Consider the following 16,241-nt stretch of genomic DNA (forward strand, 5'->3'; position numbering starts at 1 on the left):
TCACAGCGGCGATTCATCGCGCGTTCTCCACGGTCGGTGGTGCCGCTGGCCGACGGCCGGCCCGCACGAGGTGTACTCGGTGCATGATCCGGCGTTCCCGTCTCCCGTCCGGCGACGAGCCCACGCCTCGTGACGAGGTGGTCGACGTCGACGAGGTGTTCGTCATTCCGCGGCGAGCCGACCCGCCTCCGACAGCACCGTTTCCCCTCGTGGGTTCGCTCGCACCCCTGGCGGTGGCCCTCCTCGTGTGGCTCGTTCTTCAGTCGCCGCTCGCATTCCTCTTCGCGCTCCTGTCGCCCATCATGGCCGTAGCGGGACTCCTCGATCGACGTGTGGGCGCACGGCGGGCGAGACGACGAGACCACGCTGAGGTCGCTCGAAGGCGGCAGGTGTTCAGAGGCAGGGTGGCCGCGTTCCACGCGCGAGAGATCGATTCCCTGAATCGACGAGCACCGTCTGCCCGCACCATTCTGGAGCGCCCGGCGAACCCGTTCACCGCCACCGCGCCGGGCCAGGCTGCCGTCGCCCTCGGTTCAGGGCCCGTCAGGAGTGGGATCCGTGTGGAGGGAGGTCTCGACGAGGATGATCCCGACGGGCGACGACTGCGCAGCGATGCACTGGTGCTGTCTCGAGCACCCGTGCTCGCATCGCCGCCCGTGCGCATCGCCGTGGTCGGTGCGAGACCCCTCGCGCATGCCGTGGCTCGCGGCTACGCCGTGCAGCTCGCCGCTGCACTGTCGCCGCCCGCGGCCACCTTCGTGACGACATCGGCACGTCGCGACCAGAATTCGGAACACTGGGGTTGGGCTCGTTCTCTGCCGCATTTCGGCCATGACGAGGTGCGACTCGGGGCTGTCGGCGAAGCGCGGGCCCCGCTTGCTTCGACCTTCGTGGTGGTGGTCACCGCGCTCGACGAGGTTCCGCCCGAGGCGACCGTCGTCGTGGCCGCGGATTCGATTGCCCAGGTGACGGTTCTGCGCCACCCGACGCTCGCATCGCCACTCGCCATCAAGGGCGAGTTCGTGTCTGTCGTTCAGGCCGAGGCGTTCTCCAGGCGGCTACGGCGGCAGGCGAGCGCGGCCCTTCCCGCCGCCGGATTGCCTGCTCGTATCTCGTCCATCGAGCTCGAGAGTCTGCCGGATGCGCGCGGGGCCCGCACGGGGCCGCCGTCATCGGCGGGCCTCAGCGCCGCGCTCGGAGTGGGGGAGGACGGCGAGGTCTTCAGGCTCGACCTCGTCGAACAGGGACCCCACGCCGTGGTCGCGGGAACAACGGGGAGCGGCAAGAGCGAGCTCCTCGTCACCTGGGTCGCTTCGCTCGCGCGCGAATACGACGCGTCGCAGTTCACGGTTCTGCTCGTGGACTTCAAGGGCGGCTCCGCCTTCGACGCATTGACCGGGCTCGAGCAGTGCGTGGGTCTCATCACCGATCTCGACCCGGAGGGCGCCGGACGCGCGCTCTCCAGCCTCAGGGCCGAGATCCGGCGGCGGGAGACGACGCTCAGGCATGCCGGAGCCCGGGACATCTCCGACACCCGCCTCGTCGGTCGATTGCCGCGCCTCGTGATCGTCGTCGACGAGTTCGCCGCCATGCTGTCCGAGTTTCCGCAACTGCACGACGTGTTCGCCGACATCGCGGCACGCGGGCGCTCGCTCGGTCTGCACCTCGTGCTGTGCACCCAGAGGCCATCGGGCGTCGTGCGGGATTCGCTGCTCGCAAACTGCGAACTCCGGCTGTCGCTGCGGGTGAACAACGCCGCCGACTCCGTGGCGATCATCGGCAGTGATGCAGCCTCCACCCTGTCGGCCGAGTTTCGCGGCCGGTGCTTCGTCTCCGCAGCTGGTCGTGCGCCGATTCAGATGCAGGTCGCGCACACCGATCCGTTCAGCATCGCCGCTCGCCCCGGTGCGATGGGTGAGACCGTGCGGGCGCCCTGGCTGCCGGCTCTGCCTCGCCTGCTCAGGCTCGCCGACGTGCCGACACCCTCGTCGGGCATCGCGATCGGTCGCTACGATCTTCCCGAGGAGCAGACCCAGCCGGTCGCGCTGTACGACCCCGTCGAACACGGGCACCTCCTGGTGCTCGGATCGTCGAAGTCGGGCAAATCGACCCTCCTCGAGACGATCAGCCATCAGTCGGCCTCGACGATGGAGATCGGGGCGGGGATCGAGGAGACGTGGGACGCGCTGAACCAGGTCGTCGAGCTGTGCCACACGAGGCGGGCGCGGGGCGGGGAGCACGCATCGCTCGTCGTGGTCGTCGACGACATCGATTCAGTGTTGCGTCGCTTCGATGCGGAGTACCAGACCGAACTGACCGCAGCGCTCACGATGCTCCTGCGCGACGGACCGTCGTGCGGCATCACGTTCGTGGCCGCGGCACAGCGCCTGGCAGCGCCACTGAGTGCGCTCGCGCCGCTGTTTCCCGAGCGCATCCACCTTCGCTTCGCCTCTCGGCAGGAGTACATCGTCGCCGAGGGCGTCGCCCACGATCACGACGCGCGACTCGCGGCCGGCGGCGGGCACTGGAGGAGTGCGCGGCTGCAGGTCGCCGTCGCCGACTCCCTGCCCCAGCCGCGAACCGAACCGGCGCACGATCACCGCTCGGTCGCGGGCTCTCCGCCGCCTCGTCCTCCATCGTCACTGCGGCAGCTGCTGGTCGTGTCGCCCCGACCCGCGCCCTTCCTCGATCGGAGCAACGGAACCGTCACCGACGCGACTCGGCTGATCGACGCGGGCGATCGCGCGGCTCTCTCCGAGTTCTCGTCGCGTGGTGGCGAGCAGGCCTGGATCGTCGGCACGCCGGATGCGTGGCTCGCTGCCTGGACGACGTTCGCGGCGTTGAAGACGACGATTCCCGTCTACTTCGACGGCTGCACACTGGGTGACTTCCGCTCGCTCACACGCCGCCGCGACCTCCCCCCGCCGGTCGAGCCCGGCCGCTCCGGAGGATGGCTTGTCGACCCCGACGGCTCGATCGTTCGATTCAAGCCCGCGGAGGTTTCCGACCGCCATTACCCGGAATCGAAGCGGATTTCGTGAAGATCATGTTTCGAGATCGACGTTCTGCCCCTCTTTTCCCCCATGAGGCCATCGGCTGTGCCACTATCAGACCACCCTGACGACAGCAGAGTTCGGAGACCCACCCGTCATGAACCCCCCACTGCCGCACGACCCGATGATCCGGCAGGCGATCGCCTACGCACGATCCATGCAGCGCGCGAAACAGATCTCGCTCTCGCGCCGATCCGTGCTCGCGGGGGCGGGAATAGGGCTGGGGGCGCTCGCCCTCGCGGCCTGTTCCACCGGACCGCGACCTGCTCCGCTGGCCGCCGTCGATTCGTCGGACAGCGACAGGAGCCTCGTGTGGGACAACTGGCCGGCCTACCTCGACGAGGACGACGACGGCAAGTATCCGACGCTGATCGGGTTCGAGGAGCAGACCGGAATCCGCGTGACCTACAACGTCGCCGTCGACGACAACAACACCTACTACGGCAAGGTCAAAGACCAGCTGGCCCTCGGACAGGACATCGGCGCCGACACGGTCTGCCTCACGGAATGGATGGTCTCACGCCTCGTGCGCAAGGGCTACGTGCAGGAGCTCGACGCCGCGAACATCCCGAACAAGAAGAACCTGCTGCCGTCGCTCGCCGAGCCGGACTTCGATCCCGGCCGCAGTTTCTCACTTCCCTGGCAAGGCGGTTTCGCGGGAATCTGCTGGAACAAGGAACGTCTGCCGAAGGGTCTCAAGTCGGTCGACGACCTGTGGAACCCCGAGCTCAAGGGTCGGGTCGGAGTGCTCAGCGAGATGCGGGACACGATCGGCGTCATCATGCAGTCGCAGGGCACCGACATCTCAGGCGACTGGGGCGAAGACGACTTCATGGATGCCGTCGATCTGTTCCGCAAACAGGTCGACGACGGGCAGGTGCGCAACATCAAGGGCAACGCCTACCTCAACGATCTGCAGAACGAGGACACCCTGGCGGCCATCTGCTGGTCGGGCGACATCACCCTCATCAACGCGGAGGCGGGCGACAAGTGGGAGTTCATCCTCCCCGACTCCGGCGGCACCCTCTGGAACGACACCTTCGTCGTGCCCATGGGATCGACCCGCAAGGCGAATGCCGAGGCGCTCATGAACTACTACTACGAGCCCGAGGTGGCCGCAGAGGTCGCGGCCTGGGTCAACTACATCACCCCGGTCGTCGGGGCCAAGGAGGCGATGGAGGCCATCGATCCCGAGCTGGCAAACAACCAGCTGATCTTCCCCGACGAGACGACCCTTCGAGACGCGCACGTATTCCGAACATTGACAGCAGAGGAAGAGAAGACCTTGGGCACAGAATTCCAGAAAGTGTTGTTGGGCATCTGATGGCCGCCATGGGCACGTTCGCCGAGGCGGGCGCCGATCTCGAGTTCGTCGACATCAGCAAGAGGTTCCCCGGGTTCACCGCCATAGAGAACCTCAACCTCACGATCCCCGCCGGTTCGTTCTTCGCGTTGCTCGGCCCCTCGGGCTGCGGCAAGACGACCACGCTCCGACTGGTCGCCGGTCTCGAGGAGCCGTCCGCAGGACGCATCCTCATCGGCGGCACCGATGTGACGGAGACGAAGTCGTTCCAGCGTCCGGTCAACACGGTCTTCCAGTCGTACGCCCTCTTCCCGCACATGACTGTGCTCGAGAACGTGGCCTTCGGGCTCCGTCGTAGAAAGATCGACGACCCCCTGGGCAAGGCGCACGAGGCACTGAGACTCGTCGAACTCGACCACGTGGCTGCGCGCCGGCCCGCCCAACTCTCGGGCGGACAGCAGCAGCGCGTGGCCCTGGCGAGGGCGATCGTGAACCGCCCCGCCCTCCTGCTCCTCGATGAGCCGTTGGGAGCACTCGATCTCAAGCTGCGCCGGCAGATGCAGCTCGAGTTGAAGAGCATCCAGACCGAGATCGGACTGACCTTCCTTCATGTGACCCACGACCAGGAGGAGGCCATGACCATGGCCGACATCGTGGCGGTCATGAACAAGGGCGAGATCGAGCAGATGGGAGCTCCCGAGCAGCTCTACGAGCTTCCGCGAACGGCCTTTGTCGCCAACTTCCTCGGCCAGTCGAATCTCTTCACCGGGCCCGTCACGGGTTCCACCGCAGACGCGATCACGGTCGACATCTCGGGCAGGGGCATCGTCGTTCCCCGCACGCGGGCACAGCGGCACGCGGGCGAGGTGACGATCGGAGTGAGGCCGGAGAAGCTCCTCCTCCACATCGAGGCTCCGACCGCCGATGCCGGCATCAACGTGCTCGGCCCGGGCCGGGTCACCGATGTCTCGTTCTCGGGCGTCAGCACGTCGTACATCGTGCAGATCCCCGGCCTCGGAGCCGTGACCGTGTTCGCGCAGAACATGGTCTTCGGTCCCGTGGTCAACGAGGGGGCTGAGGTCTGGGTGAGCTGGACGGTCGATCACGGGTTCGGGCTCGAGGACGAACCTGCGCACGGATCGCGGTTCCCTTCGGACTCCTCGACGAACGCGATCGCGGTTCAGCGCCGTGCCGATCTCGAGACAGAACTGGAAGGGGCCTAGCCCGTGGCCTTCGCCGCCTTCGCCTCGACAGACGCGGTCGTCACGAAACCGGCCAGGCGGGCCTCGACGGTCGCGCTTGTGCTGCTGCTGCCCGGCATCCTCTACATGCTGCTGTTCTTCCTGACGCCGCTGATCTCGCTCGTGATCACCTCGTTCCAGGCGGAACTGCCCGGCGGCGACATCGGCGACTACGTTCCGGGCCTGCAATGGCAGAACTACGTCGACAGCGCCAGCGAGTACCTGCCCCATATCCTCCGCGCCTTCGGATACGCGCTGGTGGCGACCGTGTTCGCTCTCGTCATCAGTTATCCCATCGCGTACTTCATCGGGGTGAAGGCACGCCGGTGGCCGCTGCTCCAGAGCCTCATGCTCACCCTGGTGATCGCGCCATTCTTCATCAGCTTCCTGCTCCGCACCCTCGCATGGAAGCAGATCCTGTCCGACGAGTCGCCCGTCGTGCTCGCACTCAAGGCCGTGGCCATCCTGCCGGCAGATGGTCACCTGACGGGAACGCCTTTCGCGGTCATCTTCGGCCTCACGTACAACTTCATCCCGTTCATGACACTTCCGCTCTACACGACGCTGGAGCGCCTCGACATCCGCTTCCTCGAGGCGGGAAGCGACCTCTATGCGAGCCCTGCCACGACGTTCCTGAAAGTCACTGTTCCCCTGTCGATGCCGGGAATCATCTCGGGAACGCTGCTCACGTTCATTCCCGCCGCGGGCGACTACATCAACGCGAGCCGCGACTTCCTGGGCTCGAGCAAGACCGCGATGCTCGGCAACGCGATCGAGGCCAACTTCCTCACCCTGCAGAACTACCCGGTCGCGGCGGCGCTCTCCATCATCCTGATGGCCGTGATCCTCATACTCGTCGGCGTCTACGTGCGCCGCAGCGGAACGGAGGACCTGCTGTGACGGCCCTGCCCCTCGACACGGCGAATCAGGCCGGGCCCGATCCAGCAGCCGGGCGCCGCCCGCGTCGCAGGCTGTCCGGTCTCGGACTGCCCATCTACGTCGCCCTGGCTCTGGTGTTCCTGCTCATTCCCATCGGCTACACGTTCGTCTTCTCGTTCAACGACTCCGTGAAGTCGAACCTAGCCTGGCGCGGCTTCACTCTCGAGAAGTGGCTGACCGTCTGCAATGAACCCGGACTCTGCGAGGCGTTCGGCAACAGCATCCTCGTCGGGGTCGTGGCCACGGTGCTCGCGACGGCGCTCGGAACGGCGATCGCCATCGCCCTCGTGCGGTACCGGTTCCGGTTCCGGTCGAGCATCAGCCTGCTGCTGTTCCTGCCGATGGCCACACCCGAGGTGGTGCTGGGCGCGGGCCTCGCCGCCCAGTTCCTGGCGCTCGGCACGCAGAAGGGCATCGTCACGGTGATCCTTGCCCATACGATGTTCTGCATCAGCTTCGTCGTCGTGACGGTCAAGGCACGGGTGGCGGGACTCGATCCTGCGCTCGAGGAGGCCGGACGCGACCTGTACGGATCTGCTGCGCAGGTCTTCTGGCGCATCACCTTCCCGTTGCTGCTCCCGGGCATCCTGGCCGCGGCACTGCTGTCGTTCGCGCTGAGCTTCGACGACTTCATCATCACGAACTTCAATGCGGGCTCGGTCGACACCTTCCCGAAGTTCATCTACATCGCGGCAGCCCGGGGGATCCCCGCCGAGGCGAATGTCATCGCGTCGGCCGTCTTCATCCTCGCGATCGCGATCGTCGTGGTGAGCCAGGTCAGTCGAGCGGCCCGGCAGAAGAGACTCGACCGGCTCTCGTGATCGCGGCGTGGGCGGCGAGCCTCCGAGTCAGGCGGTGACCCTGATCGCTCCGACGGGCTTGCCCCCGCCGAGCACGGTCAGGTCGAAGCGCGCGAGAAGAGTGTCGACGTCGCGGCGGTCGATCGCTTGCGCGCGCACGAGGAGTTCGAGCGCGACGAGAGCGGCCGCGCGCAGGCTGCCATCGAGGATCTTGAGTGCGACCGCCACGCCGGAGAGCGTGGACATGACCATGACCCCTTCGGCGCCGAGCTTCGCGAAGATCTGCAGCTCGTCGATCACCAGCGTGTTCTGTTCGCCGGGAGCGTCGACCGCCCAGCCGTTGGCGAGAACCGAGTCGACGAGCCATTCGGAATCGGGCGTGCTGCGCTGCGCTATGCGTGACACGCCGCGGGCGAGGCCTCGCAGCGAGATCGCGTGCACGGGTGCGCCGCATCCGTCGACACCGGATGCCACGATCGTCTCGCCGGTCTCCCGCTCGATGACCTCGCGCACGCGCAGCTGCAGGGGATGGCCCGGGTCGAGGTAGTCGGTCGTGCTCCAGCCCTGCTGAACGCACGCCAGCAGCATGGCGGCGTGCTTGCCCGAGCAGTTCATGAAGACACGCTGCACTCCGGCGTCGGCGCGGATCACGGCGTCGCGGGCGGCCCTGTCACCTGGCCAGTCCGCCGGGCATCCGAGGTCGGATTCCTCCAGAGACGCGAGTGCGAGGATCTCGCGCACGACCTCGACGTGCGCCGACGTGCCACCGTGACTCGCCATCGACAGGGCAGTCTGCAGGGGACTGAGGTGCACGCCCGCCTCGCGGATGGCCAGAGCCTGGAAGGGCTTGAGGCTGGAACGCGGAAACGCGGGCGCCCCGGCGTCGCCCAGTTCGTCGATGATCGCGCCGTCCGGTGCGACCACGACGGCCGCGCCCACATGACGCGACTCGACGAACCCGCTGCGCTCGAGGACCGCCAGCTCGACGGCCCCGTCGATCGTGACGGCGCCCGCTGCCACCGAGCTCATCGCAGGGTCGCCATGGCCTCGTCGATCACGCCGAGCGCGTCGGTGAGGAGCGCGTCGGAGATGGCCAGACTCGGCAGGAAGCGCACGATGTTGCCGTACGTTCCCGCATTCAGCACGAGGACGCCGTGCTCGGCGGCGTAGGCCACGATGGCGTCGACGGCCTTCGGGTTGGGCTCCTTCGTCGTCGCTCCTGTTCCGGGCTGCACCAGCTCCATCGCGATCATGGCGCCGACGCCCCGGATGTCGCCGATGATGTCGTATTTCGAGGCGAGGGTCTCGAGGCCGGTGACCAGCGTCTGCTCGATGCGTGTCGCTTCGGCCAGCAGGTTGTCGTTCTCGATCTGCTCGAAGACGGCGACGGCTGCTGCGGCGGCCACGGGGTTTCCGCCGAAGGTGCCGCCCAGGCCACCGGGGAGGGCTGCGTCCATGATGTCCGCGCGTCCGGTGACGCCGGCGAGGGGGAGACCGCCCGCGATGCCTTTGGCGCTCAGTACCATGTCGGGCACCAGGCCGAAGTGCTCGCTCGCGAAGTACGCGCCCGTGCGGGCCATGCCGCTCTGGATCTCGTCGGCGATGAAGACGACCCCGTTGTCGGTGCACCACTGCTGCAGTGCCGGCAGGTAGCCGTCGGCCGGCACGACGAAGCCGCCCTCGCCCTGGATCGGCTCGACCACCAGGCAGGCGAGGTCGTACGCTCCGACGGTCTTCTCGAGGTAGCCGATGGTGCGCTCCGCCGCCTCGGCGCCGGTGAGGCCGTCGTGGTAGGGATACGAGTTCGGGGCACGGTAGACGGCTCCCGCGAGGGGGCCGAATCCGGTGGCGTACGGCGCCGCCTTGAAGTTCATGGCCATGGTCAGGTTCGTGCGGCCGTGGTAGGCGTGCTCGAGCACGGCCACGCCCGTGCGGCGCGTGTACTTGCGTGCGATCTTGACCGCGTTCTCGACGGCCTCGGCTCCGGAGTTGACGAGGACGGTCTTCTTTGCGAAGTCGCCCGGGGTGTGCTCCGCGAGCAGCTCGGCCACGCGCACGTACTCCTCGTAGGGCGTGACCGTGAAGAGCGTGTGCGTCACCTTGCCCAGCTGGGCAGTCGCCGCCTCGATGACACGGGCGGAGGTGTGGCCGACCGTGGTCACGCCGATGCCGGCTCCGAGGTCGATGAACTGATTGCCATCGACGTCGACGAGGATGGCGCCGTTGGCCTTCTCGATGTAGACGGGAAGAGCCGTGCCGACCCCCACCGGCACAACGGCCAGTCGTCGCTCGTGCAGTTCGATGCTTCGAGGGCCGGGGATCGCCGTGACGACCTTCCGCTCCTGGGCGACGGTGTAGGAGGAACTCAGCGTGTCAGTCATGATGAGGGCAAGTTTACCGTCGGGTCGCTGGGCGCCCGGTTAGGCTGATCGCGTGAAAGCGCAGCATTCCTACACGGTGACCGTAGAGTGGCTTGGAAATCGGGGCACGGGCACGAGCGGCTACCGCGACTACGGGCGCCAGCATCTCGTCCATGCCGAGGGCAAGCATCCGATCGAGGGCAGCGCCGACCGCACCTTCCACGGCGACATCGACCGCTGGAATCCGGAGGAGATGCTGCTCGCTGCGCTCAGCCAGTGCCACATGCTCTCGTATCTCCACGTCGCCGTGCTGCACGGCGTCGTGGTCACGGGATACACAGACCAGGCGACAGGCACGCTGGCACTCGATCGCACGGGCGGTGGCCGCTTCACATCGGCGACGCTGCACCCGAGGGTCGAGCTCGCCGATCCCGACCAGGCCGAGCTCGCCCAGACTCTTCACGCCGAGGCGAGCGAGAAGTGCTTCATCGCCAACTCGGTGAACTTTCCCGTGCTGCACGAGCCGCGGGCCGGATGACGACGAGCCATGTACGGGTCGTGCTGGAATCGGCACCGGCGGTCGACGCGCTCGAACGAGCCGTCGCATCCATCGCCGGAGTTCGACCCGACCAGGTGGTCATCGACTCGTCGTGCGACGACTGCGGCAGGCCGCACGGCAAGCCGCGGGTGTCGTCGCCCAGAGCTCCGGACGGCTCCGAGATCGTGGTGAGCAAGAGCTCGGCCGGCGGTCTGGTCGCGGTCGCCGTGTCGATGGATGCCGCGGGTCGAGATCTCGGGGTCGATGTGGAATCGCGGACGAGCGTCTCGAGGGCCCGGGTCGACGAGGTGGCGTTCTCCGACGCGGAGCGCGACCTGATCGACGACGAGCCGGCCGCCACGCGCGCCCTGCTCCGCACGCGACTGTGGTCTCGCAAGGAGGCTTATCTCAAGGCGACCGGCCGAGGTCTGCGACTCGATCTCACGACCGTCGATCTCGCATCCGGTTCTCGTGTCGACGCCGTCATCGTGGATGTTGCCATGAACGACCCCGACCTCGTGCTCAGCGTCGTGCTGCTCGGCACGGACCCCGTGCACGTCGACCTGATCGAGTGATCGGAGACGGCGCCGAGGTCGGTGCGGTCGACCTCAGTGCTATCGACCTCAGTGCGGCAGAACCGGCAGTCGTTCGGAGAAGAGCCACGTCTCGAACAGCTCGCCGAGGTCGATCGGGCTGCGGTCGTTCGCATGAAGGTAGAAGCCCTCGGTCGTGACGTTGCCGTAGCGGTTCTCCGTCGCCCACGAGCTCAGCAGCTCGAAGAACGCGTCGTCACCGACGGTGAGGCGCAAGGCGTGAAGGGTGAGGGCGCCCCTCTTGTAGACGCGGTCGTCGAACATCAGCTCGGGGCCGGGATCGCCGATGGTCAGGTCCTGCGGCAGGTGCGACAGCCGGGCCCAGTGCTGGTGGGCGAGCCTGTCGGCAGACAGTCCTCCCGACTCCTCCGACCACAGCCACTCGGCGTAGCAGGCGAAGCCCTCGTGCAGCCAGATGTCCTTCCAGGTGGTCGCGGTGAGGCTGTTGCCGAACCAGGAGTGGGCGAGCTCGTGCGCGATGAGCCTCTCCGAGCCGCCGAGGCCGTCGATGTGGTTCTTGCCGAACACGGCGAACCCGTGGGCCTCGACGGGGATCTCGAGGTCGTCGTCGGTCACGACGACCGAGTACTCGCCGAACGGGTAGGGACCGAACGAACGCTCGAAGAGCGCGAGCATGCGTTCCTGGTCGGCGAAGTCGCTCCGCGCCCGTGAGACGATCGCGGACGGCGCGAACACGGATTGCGGCACGGGAACGCGCGCAAGGACGATCTCGCGATACGCGCCGATCTGGATGCTGGCCAGGTAGGTGGCCATGGGTTCGACGGTCTCGAACGTCCACGTCGTGCGGCTGGCCCGGCGCACCTTCGAGAGGAGCCGGCCGTTGGCCAGAACCGAGTACGACGACTCGGTCGTGATGCGGATGCGGAAGGCGGCCTTGTCGCTCGGGTGGTCGTTGCACGGGAACCAGCTCGCGGCGCCGCTCGGCTGCGAGGCGACCAGCACACCGTCGCTGAGCTCCTCCCAGCCGAGTTCGCCCCAGGGGCTGCGCACCGGATGAGGGGAGCCGCCGTAGCGCACGGTGACGACGAACTGCTCCCCGGCCGGGATCGTGCGAGCCGGCGTGATGGTGAGCTTCCTCGCCGACTCGACGAGCTTCGAGGGCGCGACGCCGTCGACGGTCACGCGGGTGGCGACGAGTCCGCAGAAGTCGAGGCTGAACCTGCTCAGATCACGACTGGCCGTGGCCGTGATGACGGCGGTGGCGGCGAGACGGTTGTTCGCGACGCGGTAGTCGAGGTCGAGATCGTACGACGAGACCGTGTATCCGCCGTTGCCGCTCGAGGGAACGTAGCTGTCGCCTATCGAGAGCGACCCGTGACTGGGGTGAAAAGGTGTGTGCGGCATCGGTCGCTCAAGTATTCCACGGGGCGATGGGGTTGCCGGTCCACCGGCTGGCCGCCGGAACGACCTCGCCCCGCATCACGAGGGAGGCGGGACCGACGGTCGCGCCGTCGTCGATGCGCGCCGCGGGCAGGATCACGCTGTGCGGGCCGAGGGTCGCGCCCGCTGCGAGCGCCACACTGTCGAGCGACATGACCCTGTCGTGGAAGAGGTGGGTCTGCACCACGCAGCCGCGGTTCACGGTCGAGCCGTCGCCGAGCGAGACGAGGTCGGCCTCGGGAAGCCAGTACGTCTCGATCCAGGTGCCCGCGCCGATGCGTGCGCCGAGGGACTTCAGCCACACGGCGAGTGCGGGACTGCCCGTCGCCGCCCGCGCGAACCATGGCGCGGCCACCATCTCGACGAAGGTGTCGGAGACCTCGTTGCGCCAGATGAACGACGACCAGAGCGGATGCTCGGTGGCGCGGATCCGGCCCACGATCGTCCACTTCGCGACGGTCGTGACCGCGGCCGCGACTGCTCCCGCCGCCAGCAGCACGGGACCGGACACGGCGATCGTCCACCCCAGTCCCCAGGCGACGAGCGCGGTCTCGAGAGCGAGCAGCACGCCGAGCCCGATGGCCACCGTGACCATGACCGGCACGAGTCTGCCCAGCTCCCACAGGGCCCGCGCGATTCTCAGAACACGCGACGGTTCGTAGGTGCGGCTCTCGTCGAATTCGGCCACGGCGCGGCGGAGGCGCACCGGGGGGTTGCCCAGCCACGACGATCCGGACTTCGCCTTGCGCGGCGTCGCCGACAGCACGGCCACGAGTCCGTTCTTCGGCACCGTGCGCCCCGGTCCCGTCATGCCGCTGTTGCCGAGGAACGCGCGTCGACCGATCTTGGCCTCGTCGATCCGCATCCAGCCGCCGCCCAGTTCATAGGACGCCACCATCGTGTCGTCGGCGAGGAAGGCGTGGTCGGCGATCGTCGTCATGGCGGGCAGCAGGAGCACCGTCGACGCCTCGACATTCGACCCGACCTTCGCGCCGAGAAGGCGGAGCCATAAGGGGGTGATGAGACTCGCGTAGAGGGGGAAGAGCATGGTGCGCGACAGATCGAGCAGGCGCTCCGTGGCCCACACCTGCCAGCCGACGCGCGAACGCACCGGATAGTGCCCCGGGGCGAGGCCGATGCCGAGGAGCCGCACGCTGCCCACGATGAGCGCCGCGAACACGACGCCCGCGGCCAACGTGGCGAGCGGAACCGACGCGAGGGCACGCAGGGCGAGCTCACCGAGCGAATCCGAGCCCCGCACCATCGCACCCGTGACGAGCGCGCCGACCGCGAGCGCCGCGAGGGGGAGAAGGGACAGCACGACCGAGCCCGCGCCGTAGGCCGCGACCCAGCCGGATGCGCGCGGCGGCCGTTCGGCCGGCCAGCCCGGGCGGGCCTTGCCCATCCGCTCGGCCGGCGAGCCCGCCCATCGTTCGCCGCCGGGCACTCGGCCGGACACCGATGATCCCGCGGCGATCTCGGCGCCTCGACCGACTCGGGCGCCCGGAAGCATCGTGCTCCGCGAGCCGATCGTCGCGTCCGCGCCGATCGTGATCGTGCCGATGTGCAGCAGGTCGCCGTCGATCCAATATCCCGAGAGATCGACCTCGGGTTCGATGGCGACTCGGGCTCCCAGCTTGAGCATTCCCGTGACCGGCGGCAGCGAGTGCAGATCGACGCCTTCTCCGATCGTGGCTCCCAGGGCGCGCGCGTAGTACGAGATCCACGGTGCGCCCGCGAGGCTGGCCGCACCCACCAGCCCGGCGACCTGCTCGGCGAGCCACAGGCGCACATGCACGTGCCCTCCACGCGGATACGAGCCCGGCCGCACGCCGCGCAGCAGGATGCGGGCGGCGACGACCGAGACGGCCATGCGGCCGACGGGCGTGACGAGCACCAGGAATCCGATGATCAGCCACCACCAGGAGATCTCGGGCAGCCAGTCGATGCCGGCGAACGCGGCGAGAAGGAGGTTCGCCGCGAGCAGGTAGACGCTCCAGCGCGCACCCACGATGATGTGGAGCGGGATGCCGAGGAGGGTCTGGGCCCACTGGGTGGAACGCGGCGTGGGAACGACGGTGCGGGGCTCAGCCGCCTCGCGTGGGGTGCGCGAGTCGAGTTCGGTGGCCAGCGCCCCGATGCGGGGGTGGTCGTAGATGTCGGACACCCGCGCTTCAGGGAAGCGTGCCCGGATCATGCTCGTGAGCTGGGCCGCGGCGAGGCTGCCGCCGCCGACCGCGAAGAAGTCGTCGGAGGAGTCGGACACGGCCGTGCCGAGGACGCTCGTCCAGAGCTCCGCCAACCATCCGGCGGTTCCCGTGAGCTCGGCAGTCGACCCGGGCTGACCGGCGCCGCCGCTCGCGGGCAGGGGCCACGGGAGTGCGGAGCGGTCGACCTTGCCGGAGATGCGCGTCGGAATGGACTCGACGACGGCCAGCGCCGGCACCAGTGCGGCCGGCAGCTCCTCGCGGAGCCTGGCCACGGCCGCCGCGCGGTCGAAGTCGGACTCGGCGATGCTCTGGTCGAGCGCGAGATAGCCGACGAGCACCTGATTGCCCGCGCCCGAGGTCTGCACGACGGCCGCGGCGCCCGCGACACCCGGCAGTGCCTGCAGGGCCGCCTCGATCTCGCCCAGCTCGATCCTTCGGCCGCCCAGTTTGATCTGGTCGTCCGCTCTGCCCTGGAAGACCAGTCCCGCCCGCTCGAATCGCACCAGGTCGCCGCTGCGGTAGGCGCGCGGCCAGCCGAGGCTGGGCATCGGCGCGTATTTCTCCGCGTCTTTGGCCGGGTCGAGGTAGCGGGCGAGTCCCACGCCTCCGATGATCAGCTCGCCGACCTCGCCCTCGCCCACCGGTTCGCCTGCCGCATCGACGACGGCCAGGTCCCAACCGTCGAGGGGGAGGCCGATGCGCACGGGCGTCGATCCGTCGAGGAGCGCGCCGCAGGCGACGACCGTCGCCTCTGTCGGCCCGTAGGTGTTCCACAGTTCGCGGGCCGGAGTGGCGAGCCGTGCCGCGAGCTCGGGCGGGCACGCCTCGCCGCCGAAGATGAGCAGGCGCACGTTCTCGAGCGACTCGGCGGGCCAGAGTCCGGCCAGGGTGGGAACCGTCGAGACGACGGTGATGCCGTGCGCGATGAGCCACGGGCCGAGGTCGGCGCCCGAGCGCACCAACGAGCGGGGCGCGGGAACCAGGCAGGCCCCATGCCTCCAGGCGAGCCACATCTCCTCGCACGACGCGTCGAAGGCGACGGAGAGGCCGGCGAGCACCCGGTCGCCCTCGTCGAGCGGTTCCGAGCGGAGGAAGAGGCGGGCCTCGGCGTCGACGAAGGCGGCGGCCGAGCGGTGGGTGACGGCGACCCCCTTCGGCACTCCGGTGGAGCCGGAGGTGAAGATGATCCAGGCGTCGTCGTCGGGAGTGGGCGAGCCGAGCGTGGTGATGGTTCCGGTTCCGGTGCGAACGGGCTCGAGGCCGACGCTCGGTCGGGTATCGAGTCGGCGCGTGCCGTCGGCCGAGGTCCGGGGCACGATCGTGCCATCCGCTCCGATGAAGCCCACGACGTCGGCCTCGCCGAAGACGAGTTCGGCCCGCTCCTCCGGATCGTCGGCGTCGACGGGCACGTAGGCGGCGCCGAGCACGAGCACGGCCAGGATCGAGATGTACAGCGTGCGGCCCCCCGAGGGGATGCGGATTCCGACCCTGTCTCCCTGGCGGACTCCGGCGATCGACAGCGCGACGGCGGCCTGCGAGACGAGCCGCATCAACTCGCGATAGCTGATCGATCCGTTCGCGTCGGCCAGCGCCGCCGATTCCGGATGCCTGTCGGCCGATTCCCGAAGGATGTCGACGAGGGTGCGCTCCGGCGGCGTTCGCTCGCTGCCCAGAAGGAGTCCGCGGTCGGCGGGGGAGTCGGTCACGTCAGTCTCCTGGTGTGTCGGTCGCCGCGCGCCCACGCGGCGCTCGAACCATAGGGGCCGGAGGTGGACGAGAGGTTAACGACCCGATCGGGTACGG

At 68.5% G+C, this 16,241-nt stretch carries 11 protein-coding genes; 7 read left to right on the forward strand and 4 right to left on the reverse strand.

What is annotated here, in order from left to right:
* Positions 1 to 83 precede the first annotated feature (83 nt).
* From ASF06_RS15090 to ASF06_RS15110, 5 genes are all read left to right on the forward strand, one after another.
* A complete protein-coding gene (locus tag ASF06_RS15090) occupies positions 84 to 3,041 on the forward strand; it encodes an FtsK/SpoIIIE domain-containing protein (protein ID WP_055948905.1) in 2,958 nt (985 codons plus the stop codon).
* Positions 3,042 to 3,150: 109 nt separating this feature from the next.
* Positions 3,151 to 4,377, forward strand: coding sequence for an ABC transporter substrate-binding protein (locus tag ASF06_RS15095; protein WP_055948908.1), 1,227 nt, complete (start codon positions 3,151 to 3,153; stop codon positions 4,375 to 4,377).
* Positions 4,377 to 5,579, forward strand: coding sequence for an ABC transporter ATP-binding protein (locus ASF06_RS15100; protein WP_055948911.1), 1,203 nt, complete (start codon positions 4,377 to 4,379; stop codon positions 5,577 to 5,579). Before ASF06_RS15095 ends, ASF06_RS15100 begins: the two co-directional genes overlap by 1 nt.
* Positions 5,580 to 5,582: 3 nt before the next feature.
* A complete protein-coding gene (locus ASF06_RS15105) occupies positions 5,583 to 6,497 on the forward strand; it encodes an ABC transporter permease (protein WP_055948914.1) in 915 nt (304 codons plus the stop codon).
* A gap of 71 nt (positions 6,498 to 6,568) precedes the next feature.
* A complete protein-coding gene (locus ASF06_RS15110) occupies positions 6,569 to 7,357 on the forward strand; it encodes an ABC transporter permease (protein WP_235497249.1) in 789 nt (262 codons plus the stop codon).
* A gap of 27 nt (positions 7,358 to 7,384) precedes the next feature.
* Here ASF06_RS15110 and ASF06_RS15115 read toward each other — a convergent pair whose 3' ends face one another.
* Entirely contained in the window at positions 7,385 to 8,365 is a 981-nt protein-coding gene (locus tag ASF06_RS15115) for an asparaginase (protein ID WP_055948915.1), read from the reverse strand.
* Positions 8,362 to 9,717: a 4-aminobutyrate--2-oxoglutarate transaminase gene (gabT, locus tag ASF06_RS15120; RefSeq protein ID WP_082500991.1), complete on the reverse strand. Its 1,356-nt coding sequence runs from the start codon at positions 9,715 to 9,717 to the stop codon at positions 8,362 to 8,364. The genes ASF06_RS15115 and gabT overlap by 4 nt, the downstream gene beginning before the upstream one ends.
* A 52-nt stretch (positions 9,718 to 9,769) precedes the next feature.
* Between gabT and ASF06_RS15125 the strand changes: the two genes are divergently transcribed.
* A complete protein-coding gene (locus ASF06_RS15125) occupies positions 9,770 to 10,234 on the forward strand; it encodes an OsmC family protein (RefSeq protein ID WP_055948922.1) in 465 nt (154 codons plus the stop codon).
* Positions 10,231 to 10,809, forward strand: coding sequence for a 4'-phosphopantetheinyl transferase family protein (locus tag ASF06_RS15130; protein ID WP_055948927.1), 579 nt, complete (start codon positions 10,231 to 10,233; stop codon positions 10,807 to 10,809). The genes ASF06_RS15125 and ASF06_RS15130 overlap by 4 nt, the downstream gene beginning before the upstream one ends.
* Positions 10,810 to 10,857: 48 nt before the next feature.
* On the opposite strand, the gene ASF06_RS15135 is transcribed toward ASF06_RS15130, so the two are convergent.
* Positions 10,858 to 12,192, reverse strand: a complete 1,335-nt coding sequence (locus ASF06_RS15135) for a M1 family metallopeptidase (RefSeq protein WP_055948930.1) — start codon at positions 12,190 to 12,192, stop codon at positions 10,858 to 10,860.
* A gap of 7 nt (positions 12,193 to 12,199) precedes the next feature.
* Positions 12,200 to 16,144, reverse strand: a complete 3,945-nt coding sequence (locus ASF06_RS15140) for a Pls/PosA family non-ribosomal peptide synthetase (protein WP_055948934.1) — start codon at positions 16,142 to 16,144, stop codon at positions 12,200 to 12,202.
* Positions 16,145 to 16,241 lie beyond the last annotated feature (97 nt).

The organism is Agreia sp. Leaf244, assembly GCF_001422695.1.
GTDB lineage: Bacteria > Actinomycetota > Actinomycetes > Actinomycetales > Microbacteriaceae > Agreia.